The organism is Brevibacillus nitrificans (genome assembly GCF_003710965.1).
GTDB classification, from domain to species: Bacteria; Bacillota; Bacilli; order Brevibacillales; family Brevibacillaceae; genus Brevibacillus; species Brevibacillus centrosporus.
Genome location: NZ_RHHU01000017.1, coordinates 37,108 through 52,292, shown reverse-complemented (window position 1 = coordinate 52,292; position 15,185 = coordinate 37,108). Strand labels below are relative to the sequence as shown.

Below are 15,185 nucleotides of genomic sequence, written 5' to 3'. Positions count from 1 at the left end.
CTGTCACTCGGAACAGCAGCACAGGGAGCTTCTTTCTAGCAGCTTTAAAAAGCCCAGTTCCCTTTCCTGAAAATGGCTTCGCATTTTCCATCCGCCGTCATTCCATCGACGTTCAGTTCGGCTGAGCCTATCATAAAGTCAACATGGACATGGCTTTTATTCCCTCCATGACTGGCAAGTTCCGCATCAGACATCCCGTTCCCACCCGCTATCGTCGTCGGATAAGATTGACCAAGAGCAAAGTGGCAGGAGGCATTTTCATCAAGGAGCGTATTATAGAAAACCAGCTGGGACAGGGAAATCGGTGATGAATAGGGGACCAATGCAATTTCCCCCAAACGGCGTGACCCCTCGTCCGTCTCAAGCAAATGCTTGAGCGTTTCATAGCCTTGCTCAGCAGAGTAGTCGACCACTTTTCCTTTTTCAAACACCAGCGTAAAGTTTTCGATGAGCATCCCTCCGTAGTTGAGAGGCCGCGTACTGCGGACAGCCCCATTGACTCCGTCTTTGTGCGGCATGGTGTATACTTCCTCTGTCGGAAGATTGGGATTAAAGCGGGTACCTGACTCGCTGTAAGCTTCTCCTCCCTTCCAGATATGCCCCCTGGGTAATTCCACCGTCAGCTTTGTCCCTGTCGCTTCATAGGAGAGCTGCTTGTACTGCTTTTCATTCAGATAGTTAACGATTTGCGAAAGCTTGTGATTGTGCCCTTGCCATGTCTTCGTCGGGCTATCGTGATTTGTGTAAGTCACCTTGAAAAGGATATCCCACAAGGCAGCAATCGCTTCGCCCGCCGAAATATCAGGAAATACCTGTTTGGCCCACTCAACTGTTGGGTAAGCAATAATCGTCCAGCATACCTTGTTCGCTTTCGTATAGGATCGATACTTTTCCAGCGCCATCGCACTCGTTTTGGCTGCCGCAGCCACTCGCAATGGGTCAACCTCCTTCAACAATCCCGGAGCCGGTGAATACAGGGTTAAAAAAGCTGCTCCGTTCTCCGCCCATTCTGCGTACCCATTTGCCCGCCATGCTGGGTATTCTTCAAAGGCTTGATCCGGTGCCAGCTTGTACTTCATGAGGGTAAGCTGTTCATCATTCCACTCAAGATGCACCTCCCTGGCTCCCTGTTCATATGCCTTTTTGACTAAGAGACGAACAAATTGTACGGACTCTAGCGGAGCGAAAATAACGACCGTCTGATCTTGCTGTACATTCAATCCCATTTGTATGGCAAGCTCAGCATACTTCTCCAGGTTCCTCGTAAAATTCTCCATTGTCGACCCTCCATCTTTGATACCTGTATACCTCTTCCAGCTGATTAAGCAAAAATATAATGGATAGTTGGGCAACTCGCAACGATTTTATTTTAATTATTTTAATATTGACTAAAATGACTGAAATTCATTAAGATTAACTACATATTTCGAAAAGGTGGTGATGCAAGTGAAAAAAACAGCCTCGATCAGTGCCCTGCTTCTCTTTTTGACTCTTCTTGTAGAGGTGATCGGAACGTTTGGCATTATAATGGCTCTGCCGTTGATCGGTGAGGAATTCGGACTTAACTCGGTAGAGCTAGGGGCAATTGTAAGCGCTTATTTTTTGGGCTTTGCTCTTTTTACGATTCCAGGCGGTGTGGCTGCTGACAAAGTCGGATCGAAGCGAATCATATCGATCGGCTTGGTGCTGTGGGCGCTCTTCACAGCATGTACCGGTTTGGTGACGGGCTTTGCCATGCTGATTGCCGTTCGTTTCCTTTTGGGTGTAATCCAGGCTCCGATGTCACCCTCCATCCTCAAAGCTGTCGGAGAAAGAACGACGCTGGAATATCGGACGACGACCAATGCAGTTGTGCTGGCTGCTGATCCTTTTGGTTCTGCAATCGCGCCGCTGATCGTTGCCCCGCTGATCGCGATGACTGGATGGCACAAGACGTCCTTACTCTTGGCTCTTCTCGGACTGATCATGGCCCCTGTCATCTATTTCTTTCTCCCTCGCTCCCTTCCGGCTGGCCCATCTCCTAAACAGCCAGCACAACAGAGCGACGGGCAATCATCACCTTTAGCTATGAAGCTTACGGACGTTTTGCGAAATGGACAGATTTGGCGGCTGACCCTGATGCTGTTTGGGATAAGCCTTGTTATGACGGGGTTCCTCACGTGGGTTCCGACCTATTTAACGACCGTCAAGCATTTGGAGCTCACCCAAACCGGATTTGCTGCGTCGCTCCCTCTCCTGGTGGCGATGCTGGCCAATATTGCTGGCGGATGGCTCTACGACCGATTTTTCCGTGATAAGTTTCGCCTGATGGTCATTCCTGCGCTCTTGCTCGCCTCTCTCTTTCTTGTTTTGATGATCCGTTCAGGAAGCGTTGTTGAGTTTGTCCTATACGAATCTGCCATTCTTCTTTTTCTCTCTCTGACAAGCCAGCCCATCATGGGGCTGACGATGCGCATCATACCTGCGCATGTGCTCGGAACAGGCAGCGGCATCCTTCTATCCGGGGCAAAGACAGCCAGTATTATCACTCCGGTTGCCATGGGAGCCATCATTACTCACTTTTCCTTTGAAGCAGGCTTTGGCTTTCTCATGCTGGGTCTTGCCCTTGCCGTCGTCACCTCTCTTGGAATACGCATAAAGCCTTTTGAAAGCAAGCAGGTCCACAAGCTGCCTCCGGGAGCGTAATGCGAGCGCCTCGCTGGGCAGGTCCGCGACCTTCGCACCGTTTCTGCTCATCTTACAGGAGCATTCAAAACAGGAAAGTCATACAAATTTCTCTGGAGAAAGGATGAACGCAAATGAATCGCCAACCCTGGACTACCGCCTTTGAAGAATATGCCAAGAAACTCGTCAATCCTCGTGCACTGCCCGGAGCAATGCTTGCTCTTGCCAAAGACGGAGAGATTTTTTACCAGAAAGCGTTTGGTCACAGCGATGCCGAGCAGCAGAAAGAAGTCACGCTCGATACTGTTTTTGGCATCGGCTCTATTACCAAGTCGTTTAGTTGCATCGCCATCCTGCAGCTACAAGAAGCAGGGAAGCTTTGCGTGCAGGACCCTGTCATCACATATCTGCCTGCGTTTACGGTAGCGGATGAATCAGCTGCCAAACGTATCCGCATCCATCATTTCATGAGTAATTCGGCAGGCCTTCCCCCATTGGCTGGTATTTTCGGCGCGATGAAGCGAAGCATCGTGGACGATCCTGATTACACGGATTTGCTCCCTCCGTTTGATCCCGCCCATATGAGCAAGCTGCCTTTCATCGATACGTATGAGGATTTGCTCTCCTACTTGGCTGCTTCCCCTATTGAACTGCTAGGTGAGCCAGGAACCCAATTCAGCTACTCCAATGATGCCTTTGGATTATTGGGCGCTATTGTTGAGCGAGTCAGTGGTATGTCTTATGAAGCATACGTACGCGAGTATATCCTCCACCCTGCCGGTATGACCCATACTGCCTTTTTTCTCGACGATCTCGATAAAAAGACGGACATCTCTACTCTCCATACACGGAAAGTCGTAAACGGCAAACCCGAAGTCTTTGCCTCACCGTGCTGGTGGGATGCTCCCTCCCAGCGTGCAGCCGGATTTTTGAAGTCGACCGTACGGGACATGCTACGCTATACGGAAATTTTCCGCACAGGCGGATGTGTTGGGACAAACCGGATTCTTTCCAAAGAAAGCGTAGCATCAATGATGACACCTCAGATTTCGATTGACTCACAAACTCATTACGCCTACGGCTTGGTCGTCACACCAGCGCCGTACTATCACGGCGGCACGCTAGTAGAACACTCCGGCGGTCTGAAAGGAATCTCTGCGCAGATGTACATTCTTCCGGATGAGGGCATCACAGGGGTCGCTTTGACCAACCTTGACGGTGCTTTTGTGGTCAGGGATTTGCTGGCGTCCTCTCTCAATTCCCTGCACGGTCGGCCGCTAGACCTACCCGAGCTTAGCTATCCATCCTATGAACCCGAATCCGCGCTTTTCACCGACTATTGTGGGAAATACGCTTCGCCTGAAGGCAATGAAATCATCGTCAAAACCGAGGAAGGTACAGTGAAGATCGTTGCCACCTTGGGTGAATTGGACAGTGTCATTCCCCTAAAAGCAGTCGGATTGGATCAGTTCCTCATGTCCATGAGCGCCACGACATCAAACCCTGTTCGCTTTATCCGTGACGAACAAGGTCAGGTTAGCCGTATTCTGTTTGGCTATCGGCAATTGAAAAAAACAAGCCGTTCCGACGTGTAAATCTACCTACCAACAAGGAGAGAGCCTGCTGCTATTGACAGGCTCTCTTTGCGTGTAATCGGGCAGAGGAACGGGATTCTCCCTTACCCAACCGTTCGAAGTATTGGTATAATAGATTACTGAAAACTATCCGAGATGCTTGAAAAACGTCTGAGCGTTTTTCCCAAAGGGAGTAATGATATTGAGTGATAAGTTATCTCCAGAGCTTTTGACTTATATTGAAGAAATCGGACTCCACCATGAGAGCCAAGGTATTTCCCGAATTGCTGGACGGATACTGGGCCTGTTGATGGTGACAGAAGGCGCTCTTTCCGCCGAACAGATCGCATCCTCCCTGCAAGTAAGCCTTGGCAGCGTTTCTACCAACATCCGCTTATTGCTGCAAACCGGACACGTGGAAAAAAAGAGTGTGACGGGAGACCGTGTCACTTACTATATATTTTCTCCTACTGCCATGGAAAAGGAGGTTCTCTCTGCCCTGAAGCGAACGGCATCTCTGCAGACCATCCTGGAAAAGGGAGCACAGATTGAGAGCGTGAAAAAAAACGAAGTCTTGTCAGAGCGCTTTGCGTCCATGAAAGAGAGCGCCGTGCATTTTGAGGGATATCTGGAAAAATTGCTTGCTCATTGGCGTTCGCAATCCTGACTGCTGAAGAGTGCTGCTCCATCATGCTTGAATAAAAAGGAACCGTTATAAAGACAGCCTTTGCTCTCTTTATGCGGTTCCTTTTCTATTGAACCGGCCTTGGCGTCAGCGTTTGTAACGTTTTCCCGTCAAATGAACACCATTGACAGTAACTGTCAGTGAAGTTGCTTATACTTAAGTAGATAAAGCACCATTTTTAAGGAGGAAAACCAAATGACTACTTTCAAAATGGAGCATAAAAACCCAGAAGGTTTATTTGTTTCCCAAGCATTTAGTCAAGCGATTACCGTAAGTGGAAAGGCAAAAACCATTTATATAGGCGGACAAAATGCTACGAATTCCTCCGGTGAGCTGATTGGAGCTGGTGATTTGGAATTGCAAACCAAGCAGGCGCTTACTAACATCGCAACGATTTTAGCTTCTGAAAATGCAAGTTTCGCCAATCTGGTTAAACTCAATATCTATTTAGTCAGGGGGAGCGACCCGCGAATCGGTTACAAAGCCTTCCAAGAGGTGGCTGGTGTATTAGAAAATCCACCTTTGGTCACCGTTTTATTTGTTTCGGAATTGGCGCGTCCATCTTGCCTTCTTGAAATAGATGGAATTGCTGTCGTTGAAGATACGGACGGAACGTAGCACAGACTAAATAACTACCTTGCGCTTATCTGCCCGTTCCCTCAAAGAAAAACGGCCCCTGATCGTTATGACCAGTTGCCGTCCTGTCTTTATTGCCCTATCGTCTCCATACGTGTAAAAGAGGTAACGTTGTTCTAACTGTTCGTTTGATTCCGTATCACTTTCTAAAGAGATATAGGCCGAAACCTAATGTATCTCTTCCCCATTCCAGATACGTATTTCTCCAACTCCTGATTCTTGTGAGCATCGCTTCAACATCAGGATCATCCGGGTTTTCATAACAATACTCTTCAATGGAGCTTGCATAAAGACCTTCGTAAGCATCCCAATCATCCTCACTTGCTACTGCTGAGAAGAGAGGGGTAACGAATAAGCAATTCACTTGTTCCAGCTCCAATGTCAATCGCTTTGTCATTTGGATTCAGCTTTGTATGATTCATAACCATATTGATCTTGCTTTCACTGATCGGATTGCTAAATGCATGGTTCCTGTGGGCTATCGCAGAGAATTTGTTTCTGTCCATTGTTTTCCCCTTTGCTTGAATCAAGTTTATAGGAGTGAAAGTCCTTTAAGCGATCCGAACAGAAAATCATAATCCCAGCCCCTTTTATTCATGTTACATTCGATTTTACACTACGCGTCCAGCATAAAAATAGTCGGTTGAACATTACGCATATTCTTCGTATTCCTGATCGTCCCGAAAATGAATCAGTAAAAAAAGAGGGAAGCACCACTGCTGGTGATTTCTTCCCTCTTCTTGTATCAACTACAGCCACGTCGTCTTGCTTGCAACCTCTGCGCGAGCCGTAGTAGGAACGTCCGCTTCTGGATACCCGATAAATAGAGTCCCGACAACCTTTTGATTTTCCGGTGATCCGAGGAACGTCATCAATCGTTCGTCTCGTACCAGTCCCACGCCTCTCGTGCGCCAGACCATGCCCAGTCCCAGTTCTTTAGCTGCCAGCCACATCGAGTGAATCGCGCAGCAGACAGCGTATTCGTTATCTTCTGACGACGCTTCATCACCGGGAATGATATCCGCTGTCGCCACGATGACCAGTGGCGTTTTTTCCAATACAGCCAGCGATTCCGCGACGAGATGAGGCTTGGTTGGGAAGCGCTCCAGCAAAAATTGTTTGGCGATTGCCTCGAATCGCTCCTTCGCCTCTCCTCTGATCACATAAAAGTGCCATGGCTGGCGCAGTCGATCATTCGGCGCGAGCACAGCACACTCCAGCAGCGCCTCGATCTTTTCGGTTTCTACCTCTTTTGGCAAATAATTTCGCACAGCTCTTCTCTCTTGCAAGGCTTGACGAACGGACATGACGCGGTTCCTCCTCTACTACCTATCAGGACAAATTTTACCATCATTATATCTAAGATACCTACCCGCCGTATAGAAAGAAACGCCGAATTCCCTATGCAGCCGCTCCCATGGCCTTGGTGTCAGTTCCCGTGAATCGCCATTTGGGCTTTATACTCGTCTGCTTTGGTTACATAGATATCGTACTGCGTAAAATCTCTGGTGGAGAAGGAAAACGAGCCTGTGTGATGCCTAGGATCCTGATGAGTTCGGGTCCGAAACGAGACGCCAGCCGCCTCCAGCCTGTAAATCACCCGAAAGTAGTCCTGACTGCCAAAAGCCGTATAGATCAAGCTCTTGTGCCGGGAAAACAAAAACTGGAATAGACTCACTATGTATCCCTCCCTTCCCTCTTAAGGATATACGGGGGTGGGGAAAATTGGTTTCTAACATGGAATAAAAAAAGGATTAACCAGCACTACGCTGACCAACCCTTGTGCTATTTTTGCCGTTGAACTTGTCACTCACAGCTCGATCACCGGAATCTCGGTTTCTGATGGCAACGGCTCTACCCTTTTTCCTCCTGAACGAATGAGTGTGTAGTATTCGTAGCAGCCAATCACGCCAAAGTCGCCGTCAATCACACCCGGGTAGGCCCGATTCACCGAGTAGCTCTGACTTTGATGGGCGCGCAGGGCTTCGCCTTTTTGCAGGCGGTAGGAGGTAATATCGACTTTTCCCGTAATGGGCACGGCCGGCTGCGGCCCCCGATCCGGGCAATGATCGTAGTAGTGGGGAATGGAAACGTAGTACAGATCCGGGTATTCTTTGGCTGACAGCGCCTCCTCAGCCAGTTCTACTGCCCTTGTCGTCGCCTTGCACGTGACGATGTGATCGGGATGACCTGTCACACCATCTGGCGGAAAGGTCACCACGACATCCGGCTTCCATTCCACAATCGTCTCGCGTATTCGCCCGACCAGCTCATCGAAATTCGTCTGCACCAGCGAGCCATCCGGATAGCGGAACAGATCCAAGCGGTCAATCCCCAACACCTCGGCAGCTCTCTCCAGCTCCTGTTCACGATGGCGTGCCAATTTCTCGCCACAATCGATTTCAAACGGCCCCGTCCGCCCTTTGCAGCCGGAAGTGACGCAGACTAAACACGTCATTTGACTGGCATCCCGGCACTTTGCCAAGGTACCACCGCAGGCAAACGATTCATCGTCAGGGTGAGGAAACACTACCATTACTTTTTTCATCTCAACTGGCACCTCTTTTACTGTTCGGATTGGCTGTCCAAATACGCCAATCCTTTTGCAATGACCCCGTAAATCGGATCGTTCTGTGCATTCTCGATCACGACCGACGACGCGTAGCGGTTGACTCGATCTATGACGATTTCTCTGACCCGATCGTCATTCTGCAAAACACCGCCCTGCAGAATCAGCTGAAACGGTTTATTCTTCATATGCAAGGCTTCTATGACGGCACGAACGGCAAGGAACAGCTCTTCCCCTGCGTCCTGCAAGATTTCCAAGGCTACAGGATCTCCTTGATCGGCTGCCTGACTGACCAAGACGGACAGCTCGCCTACCTTGTCCACGGAATAGAATGAGCCGTACGTCCAGTTAAAAAGCTCATCTACGCGAGACAATCCGATGAAGGGCAGCAGCAAATCTTTCAAAAGAGTGGGTGCTCCCCTGCCATCAGCCGCTTTTAGGACAGCGACAATCGCCCGCTTACCAATCCAGTAGCCGCTTCCTTCATCCCCGACGCGATGACCCCAGCCCCCTGCCCGTGACGTCTCCTGCGCATCGTTTACCCCAAAAGCGATGGAGCCGGTGCCAGCGATCACCAGGATGCCTGGCTTGCCGCCAGTCGCACCGAGCAAAGCAGCGAAGCCATCGTTTTCGACGATTAAATGACGGACGTGCACGTGCAGCTGCTGCAATACGCGCTGAACCATCCCCGTTATCACCTGGCGATCATGCTCGGTATCAAGGCCAGCGATCCCGAAGACAGCGCACTCAACCTCCCACTCTGCTGAGGGCGTGCTTGGCACGTTTGGATAGTGGGTTAAAGCCTCCTCCAGAGCCTGGGAGATCGCCTGCATCAGCTCCCGCGCGGCTGCCTCCTCCCCGCTTCCCTGGTAATTGCATGAGCCGGATCGTCCGGAGCCGACTTCCTGCCCGGATCGTTCCACCAGCACGGCCAAGCACTTGGTGCCCCCTCCGTCTACTGCCAAAAGGGGAATCCGTACAGCTGCCATCACCCCACACTCCAATCAGCGATGATCTGATCCAGCCGCTTCCACGTTTGTTCTCTCTCCTGTTTCTCCTGCGAAAGCCAGGACGTTTCTGCCCGCAAGGAAGCTGTGCGCTCCTGAATCATCCGCTTGATCTCATCGGCATTCGGTCCTCCCGGAAGCTTGCGGATGCGGACAAAATGAACCGGATCCAAGGCGAGGCGAAGCTCTTCTGCCGTGATGGCCAGCTCTTTGCCAATCACGTCCAAAGCCGCACGATTGACCAGCTCCAGACTGATCTGATCCGCTTTAAGCCCGGCTGCCATCGCTTCTTTTACCACTTTGCTGACGATGTGGTGGGAGTTTCTAAACGAGAGATGATCTGTGCGCACGAGTGTATCTGCCAGCTCCGTCACGGTCGCAAAGCTGCCTTTTGCCCGTTCCAGCAGACCTGCTTTGTTTACTTCCATCGTTCCTACTACGCATGCCATCAGTCGATACATCTGCTCTAGCACCGACATGCTCTTCCAGACATACGGCTGCATGTCATCCTCTGTGTCCACGATGTCGCCAAATGGCGTGTTGTGCATCATCGTCAGCACCGTTTGGGCATTTCCCGCGCTGCTGGACAGAAGGGAGCGCATGTGCTCGAAGGACACCGGGTTGCGTTTTTGCGGCATAATCGAGCTGATCTGCACGTAGGGGCTCGCTACCTTTAAACCCGAAAACTCCTGTGTGCACCACAGCAGCATATCCTGAACCGTACGTCCCAAATTAATCGCCGCCAGCTGAATCGCCGTGGCAGCCTCCCCCAGGTAATCGGCTCCGCAAACGGCGTCGTACGAGTTTTCTACCAGCTCATCAAAGCCAAGCAGCTCCTTCATCCTCTCCCGGCTGATTGCAAATCCCGAAGTGGTCAAAGCGGCCGCTCCCATCGGACTGCGATTGCACGTCCGATAAGCGTTCAAGAGCCGCTTGATATCGCGGCTGAGCAAATCGACTGCTGCCATGATGTAATGGGCCATGGTTGTGGGCTGTGCCTGCTGCGTATGGGTATAGCCGATCATCACGGTCTCCGCATGCTCTTGTGCAAAAAGGAGCAAATGCTCTTTCAGATAGAGGGCAGATTCCAAGGTTACCAGCAGCTTTTCCCGCAGCACCATGCGATATATGGCGATTCCCATGTCGTTGCGGCTTCGCGCCAGATGCAGATTGCCCGCCACGTCCGGGGCCAACTCCAAGAGACGGCTCTCTACCTGAAAGAACAAATCTTCAAACTGCCCGGTGTACGCGGAGTGGCGCAGCTCTTCCATCTCAATGCCGACCAGAGCTTGGGCAATCGCCTTTGCTTCCGTATCCGTCAAAAGCTCCTGTTCGCGCAGCATAACCAGATGCGCCTTGTTGATGGCCATCATCGGTTGCAGGAGATGGTTTTTGGCTTCATGAAAGGCAGGTGCAAGAACTACCTCCACATAGGTCTTTCCGGGGAAGCTTTCTCCCTCCTGCTGAAAAATACGCTCTCTATAATTCATTTGACTTGCATCTCCTTCCCTGCTGTATCGGCTGGCTACTACGATTATTAGAAAGATTCTCGCGTCGATCCGGGAAGGAAAAGAGGCAGGCATTCTGCCTCTTCCCTTTGGCGGATCAAACTGAATGGCTACTGATGGAGACTCACCATATTGACGAACAAGCGGATCGCCCCAGGAACCAGAGCAGGAATTTCACGGTACCAGACGAGGGAGCTGTAGGTATACGTTCCTTTGCCGTACTTGGCCGAGAGGAATGTGCCTGTAAATTCTTTCTCTCCTGCATCTCCGTTGGAAATCAGCTCGGTATACTCTTTGCCCCACTGTGCCGGGTTGTAGGCAGAGCGGTCCTGAATCCAGTTGTTCCAGTCTTGCTCGGTAATCTTGTTCGGGGTCGTGAACAGCGGATGATCAGGCGCCAGCATGGTCACCTTGGAGTTTTCATCCGTTACCCGCCATTGAATCAACGGCTCCCCGATCTTGATCGGATACGGAGCGAGCTCTGGCTTCCACTTGTCTTCCGGCTTGTGGTACTGCACGACCAGATTGCCGCCGTTTTCTACGTATTTCAGCAAACGTGCATTGCTCGGAATCAGCTCCGGACGGAAGCCGTACGCACGAATTCCCAAGACGATCGTATCGTATTGGCTCAAATCACCCGACTCAATATCCTTCGCTGTCAGGTTTGTCACCTGTACACCCAGCTGCTGGAGGTATTGATCGATGTTGTCAAAGCCGCTGGAGACATAGCCGACCTTCAGTCCTTCTGGAACCTTCAGGTCAAAGGCTTGAATCGCCAATTCGGCTGGCTGAACGAAATAAGTAGTCCCGATATGTGGATAACGGATGACCTGTGCTCCATGTCGACTTTCTTTTCCACCACCTGTCGCGACGGCTGTCACTTTGTACGAATCCGGTTTGACGGAGGAAGCTGCCTTGACAGTGAACGCCACCGATTTCGTTTCTCCTTTTGCTGCAAAATCAAGCGGCGTCGCTTTCGGCTCCACGCTCCAGCCTGCAGGTACGTCGAGAGAGATATTCGCCTTCGCTTCTCCCGGGTTGTAGTTTTTGACGGTTACTTTGACCGGGATCGGATCCTGCGGCTTCCGTGTGTTCAAAACGGTTGCACTCGGAGAAAGAGACAGCGCAAATGCCGGCAATACCGCAACAGCATCACTTGGCACAGCATGGCTCGTGGCAGTCGCGCCAGAGAAGCTGTACGAAACATCCGCCGTAAGTGCCGGTGCTGCATACGGCTGGAACAAGTCTGCATCTGCTGGTACCGATACTTCGTACGTCGTCTTGACTGTCTCGTTGTAGCCCAGCTGGTTGAAGCTGGTCGTTCCCTGCGGCGTCGCTTTCCAGCCTTTCGGTACGTTCAACGCGAGGTTCACTTTGCCCAGCTTGACTTGACCGCCGTTGTAGGCAGATACCGTTACTTTTGTCGTCTGACCTGCCACCAGCTCGCCCGTTTCCGGTTTCACTTTGGTGACGAGTGACAGGGATTCCGCGCTCGCTTTGTTGAGCTGTGCCTGCTTGACATTCAGGCGGTGCAGCAGGTCTGTTTTGGACTCGCTGGAGAGGCCCGAAGCCTGCACATCTGCCGTTGCCTTTGCGACATCTGTAATCATTTCGTGCACTTCTTTTGCCACCGCTTCAAAATGCGGATAAGCGGCGATGACTTCTTCTCCGTCTTTCTGCAGCTTTTGCAAATCGCTGGCAATTTTTGCTCCACCTGACTGACCGGCTACTTCTTTCGCCAGATCGGTAAAGGTGTACGCGATGCCATCGAAAAAGTCCGTTTCCTTGTCCTTCGCTTTCACGACAGACTGATCGAGCTTGTAGTAGTTGGAGCTCGGTCCTTCGTCATAGACACGCCCCATCCCTTGGCTCTTGTGCATAAAGCGGGATTCTTCCCCGAGCTGCACATAGGACGCGCCGTAGACCTCGTCGTAGGCTCCGACGGGAACGCTGACGTTGTAATCCTTCTGCGTGGCAGGCAGGTACAGCTTTTTCACTTGCCATGGCGTCAAGCCTTCCTTCAGCTGTTCGGGGAAAACGGTCGGATCAGCCGCGTCTTTGTACGCCCGAACCGTGATGACATTAATCGCCCGATGATGCCCGTGAGTGGATGGCTCGTTCAAAAATGCGGGGATTACTACATCTGGCCGAAGTGTCCGTATTTTGCGGATCAGCCGCTCATACGCCACGTCTTCTCCCCATTTTTCCAAGGTCTCATCCGGGCTCTTGGAAAAGCCGAAGTCGAAGATCGGGTCGTCGATCTTCTCACTGAGATTCTCTAGGTGAATGTTCGTGATTTTGGAAGCCTCCTGCAATTCGCGTGTGCGGATAATGCCCAACGCATTGCCCAGCTCGCTGCCGATTTCGTTTTGGCCGCCTTCGCCTCGATTGGCAATGATACTGGACGTGTCCACGCCTTTTCCCAGTGACAGATACGCAAGCACCGCACTGTGCTCGTCGTCTGGATGGGCCCCGGTATTCATGGCGCTGGCAATTGTGGTCAACGGTTTGATCGCTTTCCACAGATCGACAACCCCCCGGTCAGCATGGGCAGTCTGGGGCGCAAGCGGCATGATCATACTGCCGACGAGCGCCGCCGCTGTCGTGAGAGTGTACAGCTTGGCAAGTTTCCCCTTTCTCAATGAACGTTCCTCCATTCCCTACTCAGATTGACGTCTATATCAATCACGGCACTCTTTCGTAGTATCCCCTGTTGCAGCCATGGATTGACCCTAGGAAGATAGCGGAGTACTAGAAAACCTCGACCCGCCCCCAAGCGAATCTTTTCTCGACAAGCTTTTACTAGATAGCGGTACCTGCTTTGTCCCCGCCAAGCTTTCTGGAGATGAACAGAACCACGATGATGACGATAATCTGCAGCACTCCATACGCGCACGCCGTTCCAAACTCAAAGCTGTACATTCGCTGGAACACGGCTACCGACAGTGGAGTCGTTCGCGGCGTAAAGATCAGGATCGATGCGACGAACTCTCCGATACACTGGACAAAAGCCAGCAGCGTTCCAGCCAGAATCCCGCCCAACGCCATCGGAAAGACGACTCGGCGGAAGCTGTACCACCACGATGCTCCCAAATTACGCGCCGCTTCCTCTACGGATGGATCCATCTGCATCAACGTTGCGGACGTAGAACGGAAGACGAGAGGCAGATGCCGGACAAAGTACGCGAGCGGGATGATCCAGAACGTCCCGATCAGCACCTGCCCAAAGCTGAACACGGTCGGTTGGCTGAACGCTGCGATCAGGTTTACCGCTACAACTGTACCTGGCAGCGCCCAAGGCAGCATGATCAGCACGTCCAGCAAGGTCTTGCCGCGAAACTTCAGACGAACCATCGAATACGCAGCCGCCACGCCGAACAAGACGATACCCACGCAGGCGATGGCAGAGAGCTGCAAGCTGTTTACGATCGGACGCCAAGTCTTGCTGTCTGTAAACAGGTCGAGATAATGGTCGAGCGTGTACTGCGGAGGCAATATTTGCACCGTCCAGGTACCGTCAACCGAGAACGAGATGAGGACCAGGACGAGAATGGGCAGCATCAGGATGATCGTGCCGATAAAGGAAAGCACCATCGCTATGTAACGGACAGCTTTGCTCTTGATCTCCGTGCGGTGTACACTAACTCCTTTGCTCAGGTTCTGGTAGTTGCGCACGCCTTGGTACCAGCGCATGATCAAAAGGAAGAGAACCGAGACTATTGAGAGAATCGTAGATTGCGTCGCCGCCATGTCCAAATCCCCGTTCGTACGGGAAAGGTAGATCTGCATCGTCATCGTCCTGTCGATCCCGAAGATGAGCGGTGCTGTGTAGGAAGCCATAGAAACCATGAATACCAAAAGGGACGAAGCTACCATCGCCGGTGTCAGCATCGGCAGGATGACACGCCGCCAGACAGTCAGACGGCTCGCTCCGAGACTGGCTGCCGCTTCCTCCAAGGACGGATCAAGTCCTTTGATCGCTGCAGTGGCCGTCATAAAAAAGTAGGTGTACATCGTAAAGGTATGGACGACGACGACGCCCCAAAAGCCTTTTAACGGAAACGGTACCTGCGAGAGTCCTAGCAGTTCTTTGATCGCACGTGGAAAGATCCCGCTCTCCCCGTACAAAAACGTAAAGGACAATACCCCGATCAACGGCGGCAATGCCATCGGCACCAGTGCCAGCACAGACAGGATTTTTCTGCCCGGAAATTCATAACGCTCCAGGAGGAACGCCATGGTCACTCCGACGATGCCGCAGGAGATGACACTCAAAACCGAGATGTAGATACTGGTCCACAGCGCCTCCAGATTGGCGGTATGCTCCAGACTGAAGAAGCGCGCATAGTTTTTCCAGGTGATGACTTCATCGACTTTGATACTGGCAACAAAGGTTTCAAACAACGGATATATCACATAGGCAAGTAAAATCAAAAAGAGTGGCGAAACGAGCACGTAGACGAAGGAAGGCGAAGCCATGATGGACTTCCGTCTGGTCGCTGCTGGCGCCTGCTGCAGTTCTGCTTTCAATCGCTTCTCCCT

At 51.6% G+C, this 15,185-nt stretch carries 12 protein-coding genes; 4 read left to right on the top strand and 8 right to left on the bottom strand.

Features of this window, described 5'->3' with window-relative positions:
* Positions 1 to 44: 44 nt before the first annotated feature.
* Complete coding sequence (locus tag EDM59_RS23505; protein WP_122925842.1) at positions 45 to 1,277, bottom strand: aminopeptidase; 1,233 nt, start codon at positions 1,275 to 1,277, stop codon at positions 45 to 47.
* 169 nt (positions 1,278 to 1,446) lie between these two features.
* Here EDM59_RS23505 and EDM59_RS23500 point away from each other — a divergent pair, with 169 nt between their 5' ends.
* From EDM59_RS23500 to EDM59_RS23485, 4 genes are all read left to right on the top strand, one after another.
* On the top strand, positions 1,447 to 2,685 hold the full coding sequence (locus EDM59_RS23500) for an MFS transporter (RefSeq protein WP_122925841.1): 1,239 nt from the start codon (positions 1,447 to 1,449) through the stop codon (positions 2,683 to 2,685).
* A 113-nt stretch (positions 2,686 to 2,798) separates the two neighbouring features.
* A complete protein-coding gene (locus EDM59_RS23495; RefSeq protein ID WP_122925840.1) occupies positions 2,799 to 4,259 on the top strand; it encodes a serine hydrolase in 1,461 nt (486 codons plus the stop codon).
* 175 nt (positions 4,260 to 4,434) lie between these two features.
* Positions 4,435 to 4,905 (top strand): GbsR/MarR family transcriptional regulator, encoded by a 471-nt coding sequence (locus EDM59_RS23490; RefSeq protein WP_246011205.1) that lies wholly within the window; start codon positions 4,435 to 4,437, stop codon positions 4,903 to 4,905.
* Between the two features lie 213 nt (positions 4,906 to 5,118).
* Positions 5,119 to 5,541 (top strand): RidA family protein, encoded by a 423-nt coding sequence (locus tag EDM59_RS23485; protein ID WP_122925839.1) that lies wholly within the window; start codon positions 5,119 to 5,121, stop codon positions 5,539 to 5,541.
* A gap of 767 nt (positions 5,542 to 6,308) precedes the next feature.
* On the opposite strand, the gene EDM59_RS23475 is transcribed toward EDM59_RS23485, so the two are convergent.
* From EDM59_RS23475 to EDM59_RS23445, 7 genes are all read right to left on the bottom strand, one after another.
* Complete coding sequence (locus EDM59_RS23475; protein ID WP_122925838.1) at positions 6,309 to 6,866, bottom strand: nitroreductase family protein; 558 nt, start codon at positions 6,864 to 6,866, stop codon at positions 6,309 to 6,311.
* A gap of 122 nt (positions 6,867 to 6,988) precedes the next feature.
* Positions 6,989 to 7,237, bottom strand: a complete 249-nt coding sequence (locus tag EDM59_RS23470; RefSeq protein ID WP_122925837.1) for a hypothetical protein — start codon at positions 7,235 to 7,237, stop codon at positions 6,989 to 6,991.
* A 132-nt stretch (positions 7,238 to 7,369) separates the two neighbouring features.
* Positions 7,370 to 8,107 carry a PIG-L deacetylase family protein gene (locus tag EDM59_RS23465; RefSeq protein WP_122925836.1) on the bottom strand — a complete coding sequence of 246 codons (738 nt, stop codon included), beginning with the start codon at positions 8,105 to 8,107 and terminating at the stop codon, positions 7,370 to 7,372.
* Positions 8,108 to 8,124: 17 nt separating this feature from the next.
* The gene (locus EDM59_RS23460; RefSeq protein WP_122925835.1) at positions 8,125 to 9,117 is read right to left on the bottom strand and encodes an N-acetylglucosamine kinase; all 993 of its coding nucleotides are present in this window, start codon (positions 9,115 to 9,117) and stop codon (positions 8,125 to 8,127) included.
* Complete coding sequence (argH, locus tag EDM59_RS23455) at positions 9,117 to 10,625, bottom strand: argininosuccinate lyase (RefSeq protein ID WP_122925834.1); 1,509 nt, start codon at positions 10,623 to 10,625, stop codon at positions 9,117 to 9,119. The genes EDM59_RS23460 and argH overlap by 1 nt, the downstream gene beginning before the upstream one ends.
* A 128-nt stretch (positions 10,626 to 10,753) precedes the next feature.
* A complete protein-coding gene (locus tag EDM59_RS23450) occupies positions 10,754 to 13,285 on the bottom strand; it encodes an NEW3 domain-containing protein (protein WP_122925833.1) in 2,532 nt (843 codons plus the stop codon).
* Between the two features lie 160 nt (positions 13,286 to 13,445).
* The gene (locus tag EDM59_RS23445) at positions 13,446 to 15,173 is read right to left on the bottom strand and encodes an ABC transporter permease (RefSeq protein ID WP_092274463.1); all 1,728 of its coding nucleotides are present in this window, start codon (positions 15,171 to 15,173) and stop codon (positions 13,446 to 13,448) included.
* Between the last annotated feature and the right edge of the window lie 12 nt (positions 15,174 to 15,185).

Excerpts from the sequence above, each read along its gene's own strand:
- EDM59_RS23465 (WP_122925836.1), bottom strand. The coding sequence starts at position 8,107 with ATGAAAAAAGTAATGGTAGTGTTTCCTCACCCTGACGATGAATCGTTT.
- EDM59_RS23495 (WP_122925840.1), top strand. The coding sequence starts at position 2,799 with ATGAATCGCCAACCCTGGACTACCGCCTTTGAAGAATATGCCAAGAAA.
- EDM59_RS23485 (WP_122925839.1), top strand. The coding sequence starts at position 5,119 with ATGACTACTTTCAAAATGGAGCATAAAAACCCAGAAGGTTTATTTGTT.
- EDM59_RS23460 (WP_122925835.1), bottom strand. The coding sequence starts at position 9,117 with ATGGCAGCTGTACGGATTCCCCTTTTGGCAGTAGACGGAGGGGGCACC.
- EDM59_RS23505 (WP_122925842.1), bottom strand. The coding sequence starts at position 1,277 with ATGGAGAATTTTACGAGGAACCTGGAGAAGTATGCTGAGCTTGCCATA.
- argH (WP_122925834.1), bottom strand. The coding sequence starts at position 10,625 with ATGAATTATAGAGAGCGTATTTTTCAGCAGGAGGGAGAAAGCTTCCCC.
- EDM59_RS23490 (WP_246011205.1), top strand. The coding sequence starts at position 4,435 with ATGATATTGAGTGATAAGTTATCTCCAGAGCTTTTGACTTATATTGAA.
- EDM59_RS23475 (WP_122925838.1), bottom strand. The coding sequence starts at position 6,866 with ATGTCCGTTCGTCAAGCCTTGCAAGAGAGAAGAGCTGTGCGAAATTAT.